This is a genomic window from Mycobacterium colombiense, from assembly GCF_003284975.1.
Taxonomy (GTDB): Bacteria; Actinomycetota; Actinomycetes; order Mycobacteriales; family Mycobacteriaceae; genus Mycobacterium; species Mycobacterium europaeum_A.
Window position 1 is genome coordinate 20,964 of sequence record NZ_QMEU01000045.1, and the last position, 14,015, is coordinate 34,978.

The following is a 14,015-nucleotide window of genomic DNA, read 5'->3' on the forward strand; positions in this document are numbered from 1 at the left end:
ACGCTAGCGGTCGCGGGTCACGCCGTCAGCAAGGCCGACAGGTGACGCAGCGCCCCGCGCGCGTAGCCCTTCCACAGGCCGCCCAGCATCGGCAGGGCCCAGGCCGTCAGCGCCGAGCGCGGGCGGATGTCCCAGCGCCAGGTGATTTCGGTGCCCGCCGCGGCCGGGGCGAAGACCCATTCGCCGAGGATGTGGTCGACGAGCAGCGCCATCGGGCCGGTGATCTCCGAGAGCCGGTAGCCGAACGAGCGCGGCGGATCGACACTGGTCAGTTCCTCGCGCATGCGGGCACCGCCGGCCAGGTGCACGATGCGCGTTTGGCCCGCGGCGTCCCAGGCGCCGGTCTGCTCGCGCACCTCCTTGATCGGCGGGAACGGCCCGTACCAGCGGTGAAACAGCGCCGGGAGCGCGATCGGCAGCGTGCGGTGAAATGCGTCTGCGACCGCGACCGGGGCGAGGACGGATTGATCAACAACGAGTGAATTTGGCACTGGCGTAACGCCTTTCGGCTCAGTCGTGGGCCTCTACCACCTGGTATCCGTCTTCGGCGTGTCGTGACCGGATCGTCTTCTTGTCATACTTGCCGACGCTGGTGCGCGGAATCTCGTCGACAAAGGTCCATCGCTCGGGCAGCCACCATCGAACGACCTTGTCGGCGAGGAACTTTCGCAGCTGTCCGGCGCTCACCGAGGAGTCGTCCTTGGCCACGATCACGGCGAGCGGCCGCTCCTCCCAGCGCTCGTCGGGAACGCCAACCACCGCGGCCTCGACCACATCCGGGTGGCCGATCAAGAGGTTCTCCAGCTCCACCGAGGAGATCCATTCGCCGCCGGATTTGATGACATCCTTGGCGCGGTCGGTGAGGGTGACGAAGCCGCGTTCGTCGATGCGGCCGACGTCGCCGGTGCGTAGCCAGCCGGAGTCGAACTTCGACTCGTCGCGCCCCAGGTAGTAGGAGCCGGCGATCCACGGTCCGCGCACCTCGACCTCGCCGACGGCGTTGCCGTCGTTGGGCAGCACCTGACCGTCGTCATCGACGATGCGCATCTCCACCCCGCAGACCGGCTGGCCCTGCGTCCCGCGGAATGCCCAGTGCTGGTCCTCCGGGGTTCCCGGCGGCGGCCACGCCATGGTGGCCAGCGGCGACGTCTCGGTCATCCCCCACAGTTGCCGGATCTGCACGTTGTGTTTCTCCTCGAAGGTGCGCATCAGCGACACCGGGACGGCCGAGCCGCCGCAGACCACCAGCCGCAGCGACGACATGTCGTGGTCGGGGTCGTCCTCGAGGTGATGCAGGACGCCGTTCCAGATGGTCGGCACCGCGCCCGTCACCGTGGGCCGCAGCTCCTCGACCATCCGAACCAGCGACCGGGGGTCCAGGTGGCAATCGGGCAACACCAGGTCGGCGCCGGCCATCAGCGCGGCGTAGGGCAGCCCCCAGGCGTTGGCGTGGAACATCGGCACGATGGGCAGCACGCTGTCGGTGGCCCCGACGCCGATGCCGTTGGTGGTACACGCGCCCATGGTGTGCAGGAAGCTCGAACGGTGGCTGTAGACAACGCCTTTCGGGTTGCCGGTGGTGCCGCTGGTGTAGCACATCGCGGCCGCGGAGTTCTCGTCGATGTGCGGCCAGTCGAACTCGGTGGGCTCGCCGTCGAGGACGTCGGCGTAGCGCAGCACGGTCTTGCCGGAGCCCTGCAGCGGCTCGGTGTCGTCGCCGACCACGATCACCGTGTGCACGGTCTCGAGGTCGGGCAGCACGGGCGCGAGCAGTTTGACCAGTGACGCGTCGACCAGCACCACCTGGTCTTCGGCCTCGTTGGCGACGAAGGCGATCTGCTCGGGGAACAGGCGAATGTTGAGGGTGTGCAGGACGGCGCCCATCGACGGCAACGCGAGGTATGCGGTGAGGTGTTCGGCGTTGTTCCACATGAACGTGCCCACCCGCTGGTCACCGGTGATACCGAGGCGGCGTAGTCCGTTCGCCAGTTGCGCGGCCTGCTGACCCAGTTCCCGATACGTCGTGCGCCGGTACCCGTCCCCGGTGAAGGTGGTGACGGTGCGTTCCCCGTGCACTGTGCAGCCGTGCCGCATGATCGCGGTGATCGTCAACGGAAAGTCCTGCATGGTGCCGTCCATTGAGGTACCGCCCTTACTCTCGGCGCAGCACGGGATGCGGCCGTCCCGCATCCCGGGCCGACGGCGTCCGGCCATCGGCCGCTTCCACCCTAAGCCCGAATTCCGGGCGAGTGGCGGCATCTACCCGGGTCGAAAGGGCTCGGATCGAGTGTGTATCCGAGGCTTTGAGTGTGACCGCTGGCCGGCGACACGCCGGGTGGATTCACGCCCAGCACTGAGGTTTCACCGACGCACCGGGGCCCCGGTGATGCTAGGCCAGCACCGGCTCCCACTCCGGCAACTCGGGCAACCAGCCGGCGATGGACAGGTCCCGCTCGCCGGCGAGCGGCAGCGGTGGGGGCGAGGCGATCCGCGCCGCGGTGACCACGCCGGAGTAGTCGGCGACGTAGAGATGGGCGCCGTCGGGGCTTTCCACCACGCAGGACGGGTGGTGGGACACCGTGACCTCGCCGACGACCTCCTGCCGGTGGATGCCCAGCACCGTGATGCGGTCGTCGCTGACCAGGTAGGCGCGCGCGCCGTCGCGGCTCAGCGTCATCCGCGTCAGGGGGCCGGTGATCTCGGGCACCTTGTGGGTGCCGACGATCTTGGTGGCCCGGGTGTCGACCAGGTCGAGCACCGCGCCCGCGACGGGATCGCAGCTCGCCACGTACGCCGTGGCGCCGTCGTCGCTCAGCGCCACGTCGCGCACGGGCAGGCCAAGGTCGATGACGCCGACGATGCGCGACCGGCCGCCGACCCGGCGCGTGTCGGAGCGCGTCCGGGTCTCGATCATGGCGAGGCTGCCGCCGGTCGGCCCGTTCATGCCGACGTACAAGCGCCGGCCGTCGGCGCTGACCCGCACGCATTCGGTGGTGATACCGGTTTCGGTCGCCAGCTCGATCACTTCGAGCTCACCGGTGGTGGTGTCCAGCACCGTCACGTCGGCGCCGCGAACCGCGTTTCGGCTGGCGTACAGGTACCTGCCGTCCGGGCTCACCGTCAGGCCGCTCAGGCTGTGCGCGAGCCGGTGTGTGGCGATGCGCCAGTTGGTGACGACGTCGATGACTTCGATCGCGTCGTAGCCGGCGGTCGCGGTGCTGACGTAGGCATAGTTGGCGTCCGCGCTGTTCATCGCGACCGCGAAGGGCTCGGCCAGGCCGGTGACGGTGCTCGAGACGCGGCAGGTCTTGGCGTCGACGACCGACACCATGTCGCGGCCGTAGTTGGTGACGACCAGCCGGCGCCCGTCGGGGCTGATGTCGATATCGCTGATCGGGCCGTTGTGCAGTGGGACTCGGACCACCGAGGTGGTGTCCAGCTGGAAGGCTCGCCCGTCTCGTTCGTGGTGCGCGGCTGTAGGGCCGTTCACATCATTCACGCTTGATACCGCCTTTGCTGTGGTTGTCGGCTCTAGTGGTCGAGTGTCGACGCCGCCGAGATGTTCGCGGCGATCCGACCATCGGATCCACCGGCTTTCAGCACCAAAAGGCGCTGACGAGACTGGTTTTCGGTAGTCTACTGGCCGCACATCGCCGCAAAGCAGTTCAGGAATGCTCGACGTTAGCTACGTCACTGTTCGCACTCAGGTTCTGCTCAGACTTCCAATCACGCTGTATCGCAGACGCTTACCCGTAGCGAAAGTGAGGCAAACCCCCTTCCGGCGGATTTCGCCCGGGCCGCTAACCGCCCACGTGAACGGGCCTACGCCGGATAACTAAGGAATTCTCAGGCTTGGGTGATGACGAGGGAAAGATCACACTTTGCCGCCACTAGCTGAACTGCGTCTGCGGGCGAGCCAATCCGGCGCCGTCGACGGTGATGTCGAGTTTTTCGTTGTAGAACGCGATCAGACCGGCGATCTGCCCCACCGCCGGCAGCGGATAGTGGTAGGTCCACGCCAAGTCCTCGTGCAGGGCGTCACCGGTCCGTACCGACCAATAACCCGACGTCACTCCCTTGTACGGGCACAGTGTCTGCGTCGCGCTGGGTTCCAGGTGCTCGAAGTCCACATCCGTGGGATCGATGTAATACCTTGTCGGCAAACCGGTTTCGAACAGCAAAACGGGAGAAGTGGTGTCTGCCAACGCAATCCCGTTGAGTTCGACCCGAACGTGGCGGTGCGAGCGCAAGGCATCGACGCGTGCGTACGGGTTGCGCGGGTGACCGTAGATCGGCTCGTCTTCTTCGAACCAGCGCAACGGATTCCATTCGAAGCGCACGGTACCGGCCAACGCGCCGCCGCCGTCGGCGTCGAATACCCGCGCGGCGGACTCGTGCGTCTGGCCGGCACCCACCAGCGAGTACAGCCGAGACGGGCCGAATTGCACCTTCTGGGCGTGGTTTTCGTCGCGCAGGAACTCGGTGCGGACGTCGGCGAGCGGGATGTAGTACTGCGGGTAGTAAGGGACTTCCCACACGTATCGGGCGCCGGTGGTGTCGAAGACCAGCGCATCGCCGAGGTAACCGCGAACGCGCCGCGGGGTGGGTTCGATCCGGCCGCGGGCGGCGGCCATCTGCGGATAGTCGGTCATGGTCGGCCTACTGGTCCTTCGAGGCCAGCCCGGCGGGTGCGTGGCCGATCGCCTTGTGGATGGCGTCGGCCAGCGCCAGCGCGCTCTCCTCGGTCAATTCCAAGGCCACCCGCGCCGACGGGCCGAGCTGCGGGTTGATCACGTCGATGTTCACGGTGTGGCCGTACGGCGCGTGGACGGGATGGTCGACGTACACCGTGGCGCGGCTTGCCCCGAACCATCCCGTCGCGCCCTTGCCGCTGCCGTCGATCTCGACGTGTTCGGTGAGATAGGTGCACATGGCAGACGCCTAGCCTTTCAGGTAGGTGGCGAAGAACTCATCGATGCGCTGCCAGCCGTCCACCGCGGCCTCGGGCCGGTACGCCGGACGGTCGACGGAGAAGAACGAATGGCCCGCACCCTCATAGGAGTGGAACTCGTGCGGCTTGCCGAGCTTGGTGAGTTCGGCGTCGAGGGTTGCCACGGCCGCGGGCGCAGGGAACCGGTCGTCGAGGCCGAACAGGCCCAGCAGCGGACAGCTGAGGTTGCCGGCCAGGTCAAGGATCGGCTTCATGGCCTTGGGCATGCCCTCGGGCGGGTCCTCGACGATGAACGCGCCGTAGCAGTCCACCGCCGCGTCGAACGGCAGGGAGCAGGCGGCCAGGTAGGCGTGCCGTCCGCCCGAGCAGTGCCCGATGACGCCGAACTTGCCGTTGGCGCCCGCCAACGAGCGCAGGTGCTCCACCGCGCCCGCGACATCACCGATCAGTCGTTCGTCGGGCACCCCGCCCGCGGCCCGCGCCGCGGCGGCCGCGTCGTCGGGGGCGGCACCCGGGGCTTCCCGCGAGTAGAGGTTGGGTGCGACGGCGTTGTAGCCGCTGACGGCGAGCCGGCGGACGAACTCCTTGGTTTCGCGGTCGTATCCGGGCATGTGGTGGATCCACACGACGCCACCTCGCGATCCCTGCGCGAGCGGCACCGCCTGGTAGGCCTCGATCTCGTCGCCGCCGTGGCCGGTGATGGTGATGGTTTCCGCGCGGATGGCGTCCGCGCTGGGTGCGTTCATCGGGACTCCCTTTCTCCGCTCCGCCGGGAACTCCCGTCGTGGTGTGCCCTTGGCCGGATGCGGAGCGCGTGCGGCGGCTCGGGGCCGCTCCGCCGAGAACCAACGTAGCCCAATCGCGGTGGGCATTCAGTGCCGCTTGTCGCGCACCTTGTAGGTCGAGGGCCACGACTTGCGGGACTCGTCTCCGGTCAACGGGGTGCCCATTCCGCCGACCTTGACGGCGTAGGCCTCCTTGCCCGGGCCCACCTCGCGATTGGCGTGCTCCTGGGCCAGGAAGTAGAGCTCGTCGATGGTGGCTTCGTCATAGGCGACGAACGAGGTTTCCCGTGCGACGTCGTCGATCCCGACCAGCATCCGGTCGGGCAGCAGTCGCGACGCCACCGCCGTGAGCCCCAGCAGCCCGAAGGGAATGATCCAGTAGCACAGGAACGACAGCGGGGTCTTCGTGTCCAGCATCAGGGCGGCGGTCGTCCCGGCCGGGCCCGCGGGACCTGCCAGGATCGACGGGATCGCCGAGGACACCGTCATCGCCGCGAACGTCGCGACCCAGAGCCAGCTGAGGATCTTGACGATCCGGCCGAACAGCTCGGTCTTGATGATGTCGGGGGCCCGCTCGGCGGCGGCGAATTCGGCCACGAACGGCTTGCCGACCAGCACCCCGGCCAGCGTCACCAGGAAGATCCCGGCGTTGCTCAGCGGCAGTATCCACCGCTGCAGGAACGACTCAGTGAGCGCGAAGGTCAGCGCGGCGAGGACCAAAAGCACTGCGACGGAAGCGAAGTCAAAGAACTGCCACTTCCTGCCCGCCACGCCGCCGGCGCCCAGGCTGACAGCGGCGATCGCCAGCGCGACCAGCACGGCCGCCGCGAACGGGACGTTACCGACGAGTACCCAATACACGATCCACGGCGCGAGGCCGAACAGCATGCCCATGCTGGGTCAGTGTATGAGTGGCGGTTTGCGGCGCCGTCGGCGGCAGGCCCAAAATCTTGGTCCGCGATCGGCGGACCTGAGGGGACAGGGCGTGAGTCAAACGCCCTTATTGGCGGCCAAATACGGTCACGGATGCACGGCGGGCCCGCGTGACTACGGACGTAGCACGAGTAGCAGGCGGACAAGCTGAGCTTGGCGGTGCGTGTCGGTTTTGTCGAAGACATGCTGCAGATGAGTGCGAACTGTCGTCACTGAGACCGACAGCTCTTGTGAAATCTCTTTCAAGTCCGCGCCATGCGCGATGCGCAAGGCAATGTCTGCCTCGGCCTCGGTGAGGCGGTAGAGTCGCCGCAACAACACCGCAGGGGGTTCAGGCTCGTCCTCGAGGTCGATGATGAGAACCAAGGCCATCGGCTTCCTCAGTGGCCCATCGGCGTCACTGCAGTAGGAGGGCAGCACATGGACGACGTACGGCCGCTTACCGGAGGGGCGGGTAGAGATAAGCGACCGCTCCGCCCGAATGGTGGAGCATCCGCCTCCAAGCGCGTCGTCTATGGCGCGATGCAGCTCTCGTTCAGTCTGCGCGCTCGTCGCAGCGATGCATCCTGACCGGATGCAAAAACCATCTCCGGCGCGGAAAATCCGTTCTGCAGCCGAATTCATTTCTTTAACTAAATGTTCGCGCGCGACGACGACAATGATTCCGTGCCGGACAACCTCCAGCGCGTCCGCCAGCTCAGCGGTGGTGTGGGTAAGAGCGGCGAGCTTGTGTTGTGTGCGCACGGCCTGTTGCAGGTGTGGAACCAGGCCCCTCATCAGCCTCACACGGTCAACTGTGTCGAACGACTCGGTGCGTCTCGGTGCCCCGACGATGAAACACGTCGGTGTTGGCCCATCCGTCAGCCGGACGAACATCCCGTCGCCAACTTCGAGAGGATGCAACCACTCTTCGTAGAACTCCGACTTCGACACGAGTGGCATCAACTCCGCCCCCGTCCGTACCGCGGCGACCCGGCCTCGCCCGACGGCGGCAAGCACGTGATCGAAGCGGTGGTAGTACTCCATGTAGCTCTTGGCGGCGGCCGCGGGAAGGGTCGAATCGAGAACGGACCAGACCGTACTGTCGGCCAAAAACAACCCGCTGGCTGTCCCGTCCAGCGCGCGGCGAATCGAACCCAAGGCCGCCTCCCAGCGATCAGGAGTGACCGCCGCCGCGTAGATGCCAGATATCAGGCGGGAGAAATCCTCGACAGTAACCATGGCCGGGGCTTCGATTCACCGGTTGGAATCCGCATCGAAACGCCTTCCTCGCTGCATACCTCCCGCAGGCTTCCAGCAAATGGTAGTCGGATCCCATGCAGATCGAAATGTCATCCATATAGATGAGGTGTTTGCCGACCTCATAATGCTTTCCTTGAAGTGTTCGATCCCTGTGACTCCCAGTCGGAGCCAGCAATCACCAGAAGGCATCCGCCATGTTGCACCTACTACCTAAGTCGCACTCCCCAGCCGGTCGGTTGGCGCTCGATGTCGAGCCAGCTTCGGCCGCGACGGGTATGCCGATCGACCGCCTGGGTACCGGTCAAGCGACCGCCGACTCCGCCCGAAACGCCTCGTCACCGGTTGTGATCAGCGAACACGAGGTGTTGTTCAACACCGCAGTAGCCGCCGCAGCGGTGTCGCCGTCAACGACTCATCGTCGCTGGTCTAGTACAGCTTTGATATCAGCCATCGGCCATATCCACCTCAGACTGCCCGAGCCGCGGCCTGTCTATCCGCGGCGTTACACCAGCTATTTCGAGGACGGACGGATGTCTCGCATGATGGAGCACCTTTGATCAGGGCGAATGCCTAGCCGACCACGATGACCGGGGCGCTCCACCGCGTTTCAGTCGGACGCTGGACCGGCCACGTCGGTCACGCCGAAACATCGGATTATCACGAAAGGCAACGGGAATGTCAGAGCACGAACAAAACATGAAGCTGATCAAGACGGGCTACGAAGCCTTCAACGCTGGTGACGGCGACACGGTGATGAGCCTTTTCGATGACAACATCGAGTGGATCCAGCCGGGCAACAGCGCCATCAGCGGCACCTACCACGGCAAGCAGGAAGTAGCTGAGCTGCTGGCCAAGATGAGTGAGAAGCAAGCTTCTGTCACGAGCGACCGCATGCTCGCAGACGGCGACTTGGTAATCATGCTCGGCCAAACCACCGTGGCCGGCGAAACCACTGACGCTGCAACGGTATTCACCGTGCACGACGGTCGCACCGTACGGGTGCAGGCATACGGCGACACCGCGGCGCTGGAGCGCATCTTCGGCAAGAAGGTGGCCGCAACGGCCTGATGACCCTTCCCAGGCCTACTCCCGACGAAGCAGCGGCCCGTGGACCCACTCGGGGGCGGGCCGACTGCTCTGGGTAATAAACAGCGACGTCTCGCCAATTTTTAGTGCCCCCAGTCGGACTCGAACCGACACTGGGCGGATTTTAAGTCCGCTGCCTCTGCCAATTGGGCTATGGGGGCCCGTCGCGAATGTAGCCGACCGGGGGCCGGCTATCCGGCTGGGTCGGCGTTCAGCGCCATGGCCAGAAAGTCCAACTGCCATAACCCCCGGAACAGCTTGTGGCCGAATTCTCGCAGCAGCGCCCTGTGCTCGTCGGGGACGGCACCTGCGCATCCCACGGATTCGATGATCTCGGCGATCGTACGGCGGCCGTCGACGTGTTGCACGAAGGGCAACTGTGCCGGGTTGAGCTTCTGCTTGCCGCCCGGCCAATGGATTTCGTCGCCGGACAACAGGCACGCCGTGCGCAGCAGCGGTACGTAATCGAATGAGGCCGGTGACGCGAAATCGATCGCGTACTGCTCCGCGGGGCGCTCGGGGCGGCAGGCCAGAAAGAAATGGGTGGCGTTCGCCGGCTGCAGGCGCTCCATCACGGACCACAGTTGCTCCTCGGGCAATTGGCTAAGCGCCGATTGGAATCCGCTTGCCGGCGTAAGCAACTCGTGCGAGTAGTACGGCGACTTGTGAAACCATGACTGGAACGCGAGTCCGGCGGCGGCGACCAGATCGAGGCATTCGGCAACGGTGTAGCTGCGCGCCCGGGGGTGCAGAAAGGTGTCGACCAGGGCGCCGTCGGAGACCAGGTCGCGGGCCGCCATGAGATAGCCGCGTACCGGGTGATCGGCCGGCAACATCGCGATGGCCTCTTTGACCAGTTGGACCGACGCGTCGTCCTGCGACAGCTTGAGGTCGCGAAACACCGATTCGAGCATTTCGACGCCGATCCGGCCGTACTTGGCGTACAGCATGACCGCAAGCGCCCCGTCGCGCCGCAGGCACGCGCCCAGCGCGGTGAGCCCGGCCAGCGGGTCGACCATATGGTGCAGGACGCCGCTGGAGACGATCAGGTCGAAGTCGCGCCCGAGCGTGGACACCTCTTCGATCGGCAGCAGGCGCAACTCCAGATTCTGCAGCCCGTGCTTGTCCTTGAGCCGGTTGTGCTGGTTCAGCGCATTCTGGCTGATGTCGATCCCAACCACAGTCGCGCCGGGATTCTTGAAGGCGAATAGGGCGGCCTGGAAGGTGCCGCAACCTGCGATCAGGATGTCGAGGTCCGGCTTGTAGTCGCGGTCCGGCCACAACACCCGGTGGGCCCAGAACGGATCGAACCAATCCCAGTGGCTTTCGCTCCACGCCGCGAGGTCCGGCACCGGGGGCGGGTATTCCCACCGATCGTATTGGCGGGAGACCGCGTCACCCCGCGGATCGTCGGTCACTACGGCGCTGGCTCCTTCCGCAACGAGCGGATCTTGCTGCCTTGTGTTGGCGGTGGCGACCAACTTACAAGCCTTCGCCGATATCCGGGCGAGGAGAAACCCCTGGTTGACTCGTCGAGACAGATTTGCCGGACGCAATTAGGATTCGATTCCTGCACGCACGTAGTGGCGCGGAGGAGTGGACGAGTGAAAATCACGGCACGGTGGGCCGCGCCGGTCGCTATCGCGGTGGCCGGGGTCGTCGGCATTGCCGCCGCGCCGATCGCGAGTGCCGACCCCGCGGATGACCAGTACCTGCAGACGCTGCATTTGCGCGGACTCAGCTGGGCGGACGGCGCCGACCAATCGATGATCAATGTCGGGCATGCCGTGTGCACGGACTTCGATGGCGGGGACACCGCGGCCCAGACCATCGGCGATGTGAAGAAGTCGCTCGGGTTGAGCAACGGCGGCGCCAACATCATCGTCGGCGCGGCGGTCGCGGCGTACTGCCCGCAAAACCGCAGCAAGTTGTAAGGGCCGGCCAATAGCGGCAGCCGCACCGTCGTCCCGGTGCCGCGACGGCCACTCACTGCCCGGAATTTCCGGAGCCTGGTCTCTCACCCCGCCTCGCCGCTCGCGGGTTTGCTACCTGACGCCGGGAGCCACACCACCTAACCGCCGGGAGCAAAGGTCCGCGGTCCGCGACGGCCATGGCGTCGTGTGCGTCACAGCAGGCCTGGCGGCACGCTATTCGGGCACCCAGCGCGAGCTCTGACCAGTTTGCGTGACACGGCCGCGCGCCGGCGCGGCCAGAACCGCAATTCGGGTCGATTGGACTCGCCCGGAATTGCGGCCACGGTCGAACGTCAACGGGCGCTTGGGGATTTGGCACGTCTGCGGTCGAACATCGAGCCGCCGGGGCGCCGGTACACGGAGGTGACCCGTCGGCGCTGCCCCCGGCCCGCCATTTGCCACATGTCTAACGTGCGGCGCGGACGGGCGTCCGCTAGGATCCGCGCGCCGCGCGCGGTTTCCTGTTGCGCCGCCCGAGCTCAGATGACGTCACGGTATCGCCCGACAGGAGCTTGTTAAAACTACGACACTCGGCGTTAAGAAGCCGTAAACGGCTGTCACGTGTGCCTTTTCGGCGGGAACGTGGAGTCGGTGGATAGCTAGCCTTTCCCCAACGCACAGGGGACGTGGCGTAAACACACAGGCCGGCTCGCCGTAGGGGGTCGGTCCGTTCCAACACTAGGAGCAACGGATGTCATTTCTGACGACACAGACCGAAGAGATGTTAGCCGCGCAGCAGCTGCTCAGCGGGATCAACACCAACCTGGCAGCGCAGAACGCGGGCGCGGCGTCGGCGACCACCGTGATCGCTCCCGCGGCGGCCGATCCGGTCTCCGCCCAGCAGGCAGCAATCTTCTCCGCGTACGGCACCCAGTACCAGACGGTCGCCGCCCAGGCGCAAGCGCTGCTGGAGCAGTACTCGCAAACGCTGGGCATCAGCTCCAATGCCTACGGCGACACCGAGGCCGTCAACGCGAGCCAGGCCACGATGCAAGCTTTGGACGCCCCCGTCAGCGCCGCCGCGGCCACTCCGTCGAACACTCCCCTCGATTTCCTTTCCTGGCTGCTCGGTAGCACCGGAAACGGCACCAACCCGAACATGCTCGGCGGGATCTTCGGCCTGTCTGGCAACGGGGCCAACATCGGCAACATCGGTTTCGGAAACTGGGCCTCCGCCACCTCGAACCTGCTGGGTCTGGCGGGCGGTGGCCTCCTCGATACGTCCGGCGACGCCGCCGGCGCCGGGTTGGCCTCAGATGTCGCCGCCTCGCCCGGGCTGGGCGCCACCACCGTCGCGGCGGGCGGCGGCACGGCCGGCATGAGCGCAACGCCGGTGGCCTCGATGGGGTCCGCGACCATGGTCAGCAACCTCGCTGTGCCGCCGAGCTGGGCTGGCGCGTCCGCGCCGGTGGCCTCGCCGGTCAACGCGATCCAAACGGCGGGCTGGACCGCCGCCGCGCCGCAGGCCGGGGCAGGCACGGTCGTCCCCGGCATGCCGGGAATGGCCTCGGCGGCGCGCAGCAGCGCCGGCTTCGGTGCGCCGCGTTACGGCGTGAAGCCGATCGTCATGCCGAAACCGACGGCCGTCTAAGCAGCGGTCACGGTCAGACTTCCGAATTTCGAACAGACAAATAAGGAGCGGGACACAAAATGGTTCTAAGTTTTGCGGCAATACCCCCGGAGATCACCTCCTCGCTCATTTACTCCGGTGCGGGCGCCGCGCCCCTGATGGCCGCCGCGACGGCCTACGCCAACCTGGCCGCCGAGGTGAGCACGACGGCCACCCAGTGGGAGTCGATCATCTCGTTGCTGACCAGCCAGCAGTGGACCGGTGGCGGGTCGGCGGCGGCGGCCGCGGCGGCCCAGCCCATCGTCACCTACCTGACCGAGACGGCGTCGACGCTCGAACAGGCGAGTGCCCAGGCCACGGCGTCGGCGGCGGCGTTCGAGGCGGTGTTCGCGGCGGTGGTGCCACCGCCGGTGATCGCCACCAACCGGGCCACCCAGGCGGCGCTGGTCGCCTCCAATGTGCTGGGCCAGAACACGCCCGCGATCGTGGCGCTCGACACCCTCTACGCCGAGTACTGGGCCCAGGACGCCGCCGCAATGGCCGCGTATCAGGCGGCCTCGGCGGCGGCCGGGGTGCTCACACCGGTGACGCCGCTGACCTCGACCACCGACCCGGCGGCCGCCGCAACCGTGGACAACGCCGCCCTCGCGGGTGACGCGGCGGGCGGCACGGTCCAGGCGTTGGATGCTCCCATCTCAACTTTGGCGGCGCCGACACTGCCGTTCACAACCGACGGGCTGCTGGGTTCGATCGACAACTTCCTCGGCACACCTTCCGTCTTCAATGCCATCAACGGCGCGGTCAACACCGCGGCATGGTGGGTTTGTGCCACCATCCCGAACGCAGTATCGCTGGGCCATACCCTGGGCGCCGTGCCGGCCATCGCCGTTGGCGACGTGGCGCCCGACGGCGTTGCGGGCATCACCGAGGGCACCATGGTGCGCTCGGTGGCTCCGGCAGGCGGCCTGGGTGCGGGCGCATCAGCCGCCGCTGGGGAGGCCTCCATGGTCGGTCGCCTGTCGGTGCCGCCCGGTTGGTCTGCGGCTGCCCCGGCGACGCAACTGGTTTCGGCGACCGCCCCGCTCGAGGGCTCGGGTTGGACCGTCGCATCCGAGGCGGCCGAGCCGGTCAGCGCGATGCCCGGCATGCCCGGAATGGCGGCGGCGGCAAAGGGTGCCGGCGCGTACGGGTCCGGCCCGCGGTACGGCTTCAAGCCGATCGTCATGCCCAAGCAGGTCGTCGTCTAGAAGGTCCGGTGATATGGGAAGAAGGGGGTACATGTCACCCATTTGAGGCGAGCAATTAACCGGCAGGCCGTAACCTGTTTACAACTCGGCCACCACTGCATCAAATACAACTGTTAAGACTTCGGCGAACTGAAGCTTCAAGATAGGAGACAGTCGACATGGCAACACGTTTTATGACCGACCCGCACGAGATGCGGGCGATGGCGGGCCGCTTCGAGGTGCACGCCC

13 protein-coding genes, 1 tRNA gene and 1 pseudogene are annotated in these 14,015 nt (G+C 66.5%); 5 read left to right on the forward strand and 10 right to left on the reverse strand.

Annotated features, from left to right (window positions below):
- Positions 1-17: 17 nt before the first annotated feature.
- The 8 genes from DQP58_RS15470 to DQP58_RS15505 form a co-directional block, all read right to left on the reverse strand.
- The gene (locus DQP58_RS15470) at positions 18-491 is read right to left on the reverse strand and encodes an SRPBCC family protein (RefSeq protein WP_112709196.1); all 474 of its coding nucleotides are present in this window, start codon (positions 489-491) and stop codon (positions 18-20) included.
- A 19-nt stretch (positions 492-510) separates the two neighbouring features.
- On the reverse strand, positions 511-2,139 hold the full coding sequence (locus tag DQP58_RS15475) for a long-chain fatty acid--CoA ligase (RefSeq protein ID WP_112709197.1): 1,629 nt from the start codon (positions 2,137-2,139) through the stop codon (positions 511-513).
- A 250-nt stretch (positions 2,140-2,389) separates the two neighbouring features.
- Positions 2,390-3,499: a WD40 repeat domain-containing protein gene (locus DQP58_RS15480; protein WP_430916104.1), complete on the reverse strand. Its 1,110-nt coding sequence runs from the start codon at positions 3,497-3,499 to the stop codon at positions 2,390-2,392.
- Positions 3,500-3,890: 391 nt separating this feature from the next.
- Positions 3,891-4,652 carry a DUF427 domain-containing protein gene (locus DQP58_RS15485; RefSeq protein ID WP_112709198.1) on the reverse strand — a complete coding sequence of 254 codons (762 nt, stop codon included), beginning with the start codon at positions 4,650-4,652 and terminating at the stop codon, positions 3,891-3,893.
- A 7-nt stretch (positions 4,653-4,659) separates the two neighbouring features.
- Positions 4,660-4,932, reverse strand: coding sequence for a DUF6295 family protein (locus tag DQP58_RS15490; protein WP_066860564.1), 273 nt, complete (start codon positions 4,930-4,932; stop codon positions 4,660-4,662).
- 9 nt (positions 4,933-4,941) lie between these two features.
- The gene (locus tag DQP58_RS15495; RefSeq protein ID WP_112709199.1) at positions 4,942-5,697 is read right to left on the reverse strand and encodes a dienelactone hydrolase family protein; all 756 of its coding nucleotides are present in this window, start codon (positions 5,695-5,697) and stop codon (positions 4,942-4,944) included.
- A gap of 126 nt (positions 5,698-5,823) precedes the next feature.
- Positions 5,824-6,630: a hypothetical protein gene (locus tag DQP58_RS15500; RefSeq protein WP_112709200.1), complete on the reverse strand. Its 807-nt coding sequence runs from the start codon at positions 6,628-6,630 to the stop codon at positions 5,824-5,826.
- 153 nt (positions 6,631-6,783) lie between these two features.
- Complete coding sequence (locus DQP58_RS15505) at positions 6,784-7,890, reverse strand: helix-turn-helix transcriptional regulator (RefSeq protein WP_112709201.1); 1,107 nt, start codon at positions 7,888-7,890, stop codon at positions 6,784-6,786.
- Positions 7,891-8,586: 696 nt separating this feature from the next.
- On the opposite strand from DQP58_RS15505, the gene DQP58_RS15510 reads away from it, so the two are divergent.
- Positions 8,587-8,979, forward strand: coding sequence for a nuclear transport factor 2 family protein (locus DQP58_RS15510; RefSeq protein WP_112709202.1), 393 nt, complete (start codon positions 8,587-8,589; stop codon positions 8,977-8,979).
- Between the two features lie 105 nt (positions 8,980-9,084).
- Here DQP58_RS15510 and DQP58_RS15515 read toward each other — a convergent pair.
- Positions 9,085-9,158: transfer RNA gene (locus DQP58_RS15515), tRNA-Leu, on the reverse strand.
- Between the two features lie 30 nt (positions 9,159-9,188).
- Positions 9,189-10,415: a class I SAM-dependent methyltransferase gene (locus DQP58_RS15520; RefSeq protein ID WP_112709203.1), complete on the reverse strand. Its 1,227-nt coding sequence runs from the start codon at positions 10,413-10,415 to the stop codon at positions 9,189-9,191.
- A gap of 186 nt (positions 10,416-10,601) precedes the next feature.
- Between DQP58_RS15520 and DQP58_RS26820 the strand changes: the two genes are divergently transcribed.
- The 4 genes and pseudogenes from DQP58_RS26820 to DQP58_RS15540 all read left to right on the forward strand — a co-directional run.
- Entirely contained in the window at positions 10,602-10,931 is a 330-nt protein-coding gene (locus DQP58_RS26820; RefSeq protein ID WP_165827882.1) for a DUF732 domain-containing protein, read from the forward strand.
- A 730-nt stretch (positions 10,932-11,661) separates the two neighbouring features.
- The gene (locus DQP58_RS15530; RefSeq protein ID WP_112709204.1) at positions 11,662-12,561 is read left to right on the forward strand and encodes a PPE family protein, SVP subgroup; all 900 of its coding nucleotides are present in this window, start codon (positions 11,662-11,664) and stop codon (positions 12,559-12,561) included.
- A gap of 59 nt (positions 12,562-12,620) precedes the next feature.
- Entirely contained in the window at positions 12,621-13,787 is a 1,167-nt protein-coding gene (locus DQP58_RS15535; protein ID WP_112709205.1) for a PPE family protein, SVP subgroup, read from the forward strand.
- Positions 13,788-13,945: 158 nt separating this feature from the next.
- Positions 13,946-14,015 (forward strand): annotated as a pseudogene (locus tag DQP58_RS15540) (WXG100 family type VII secretion target); the annotation flags it as partial.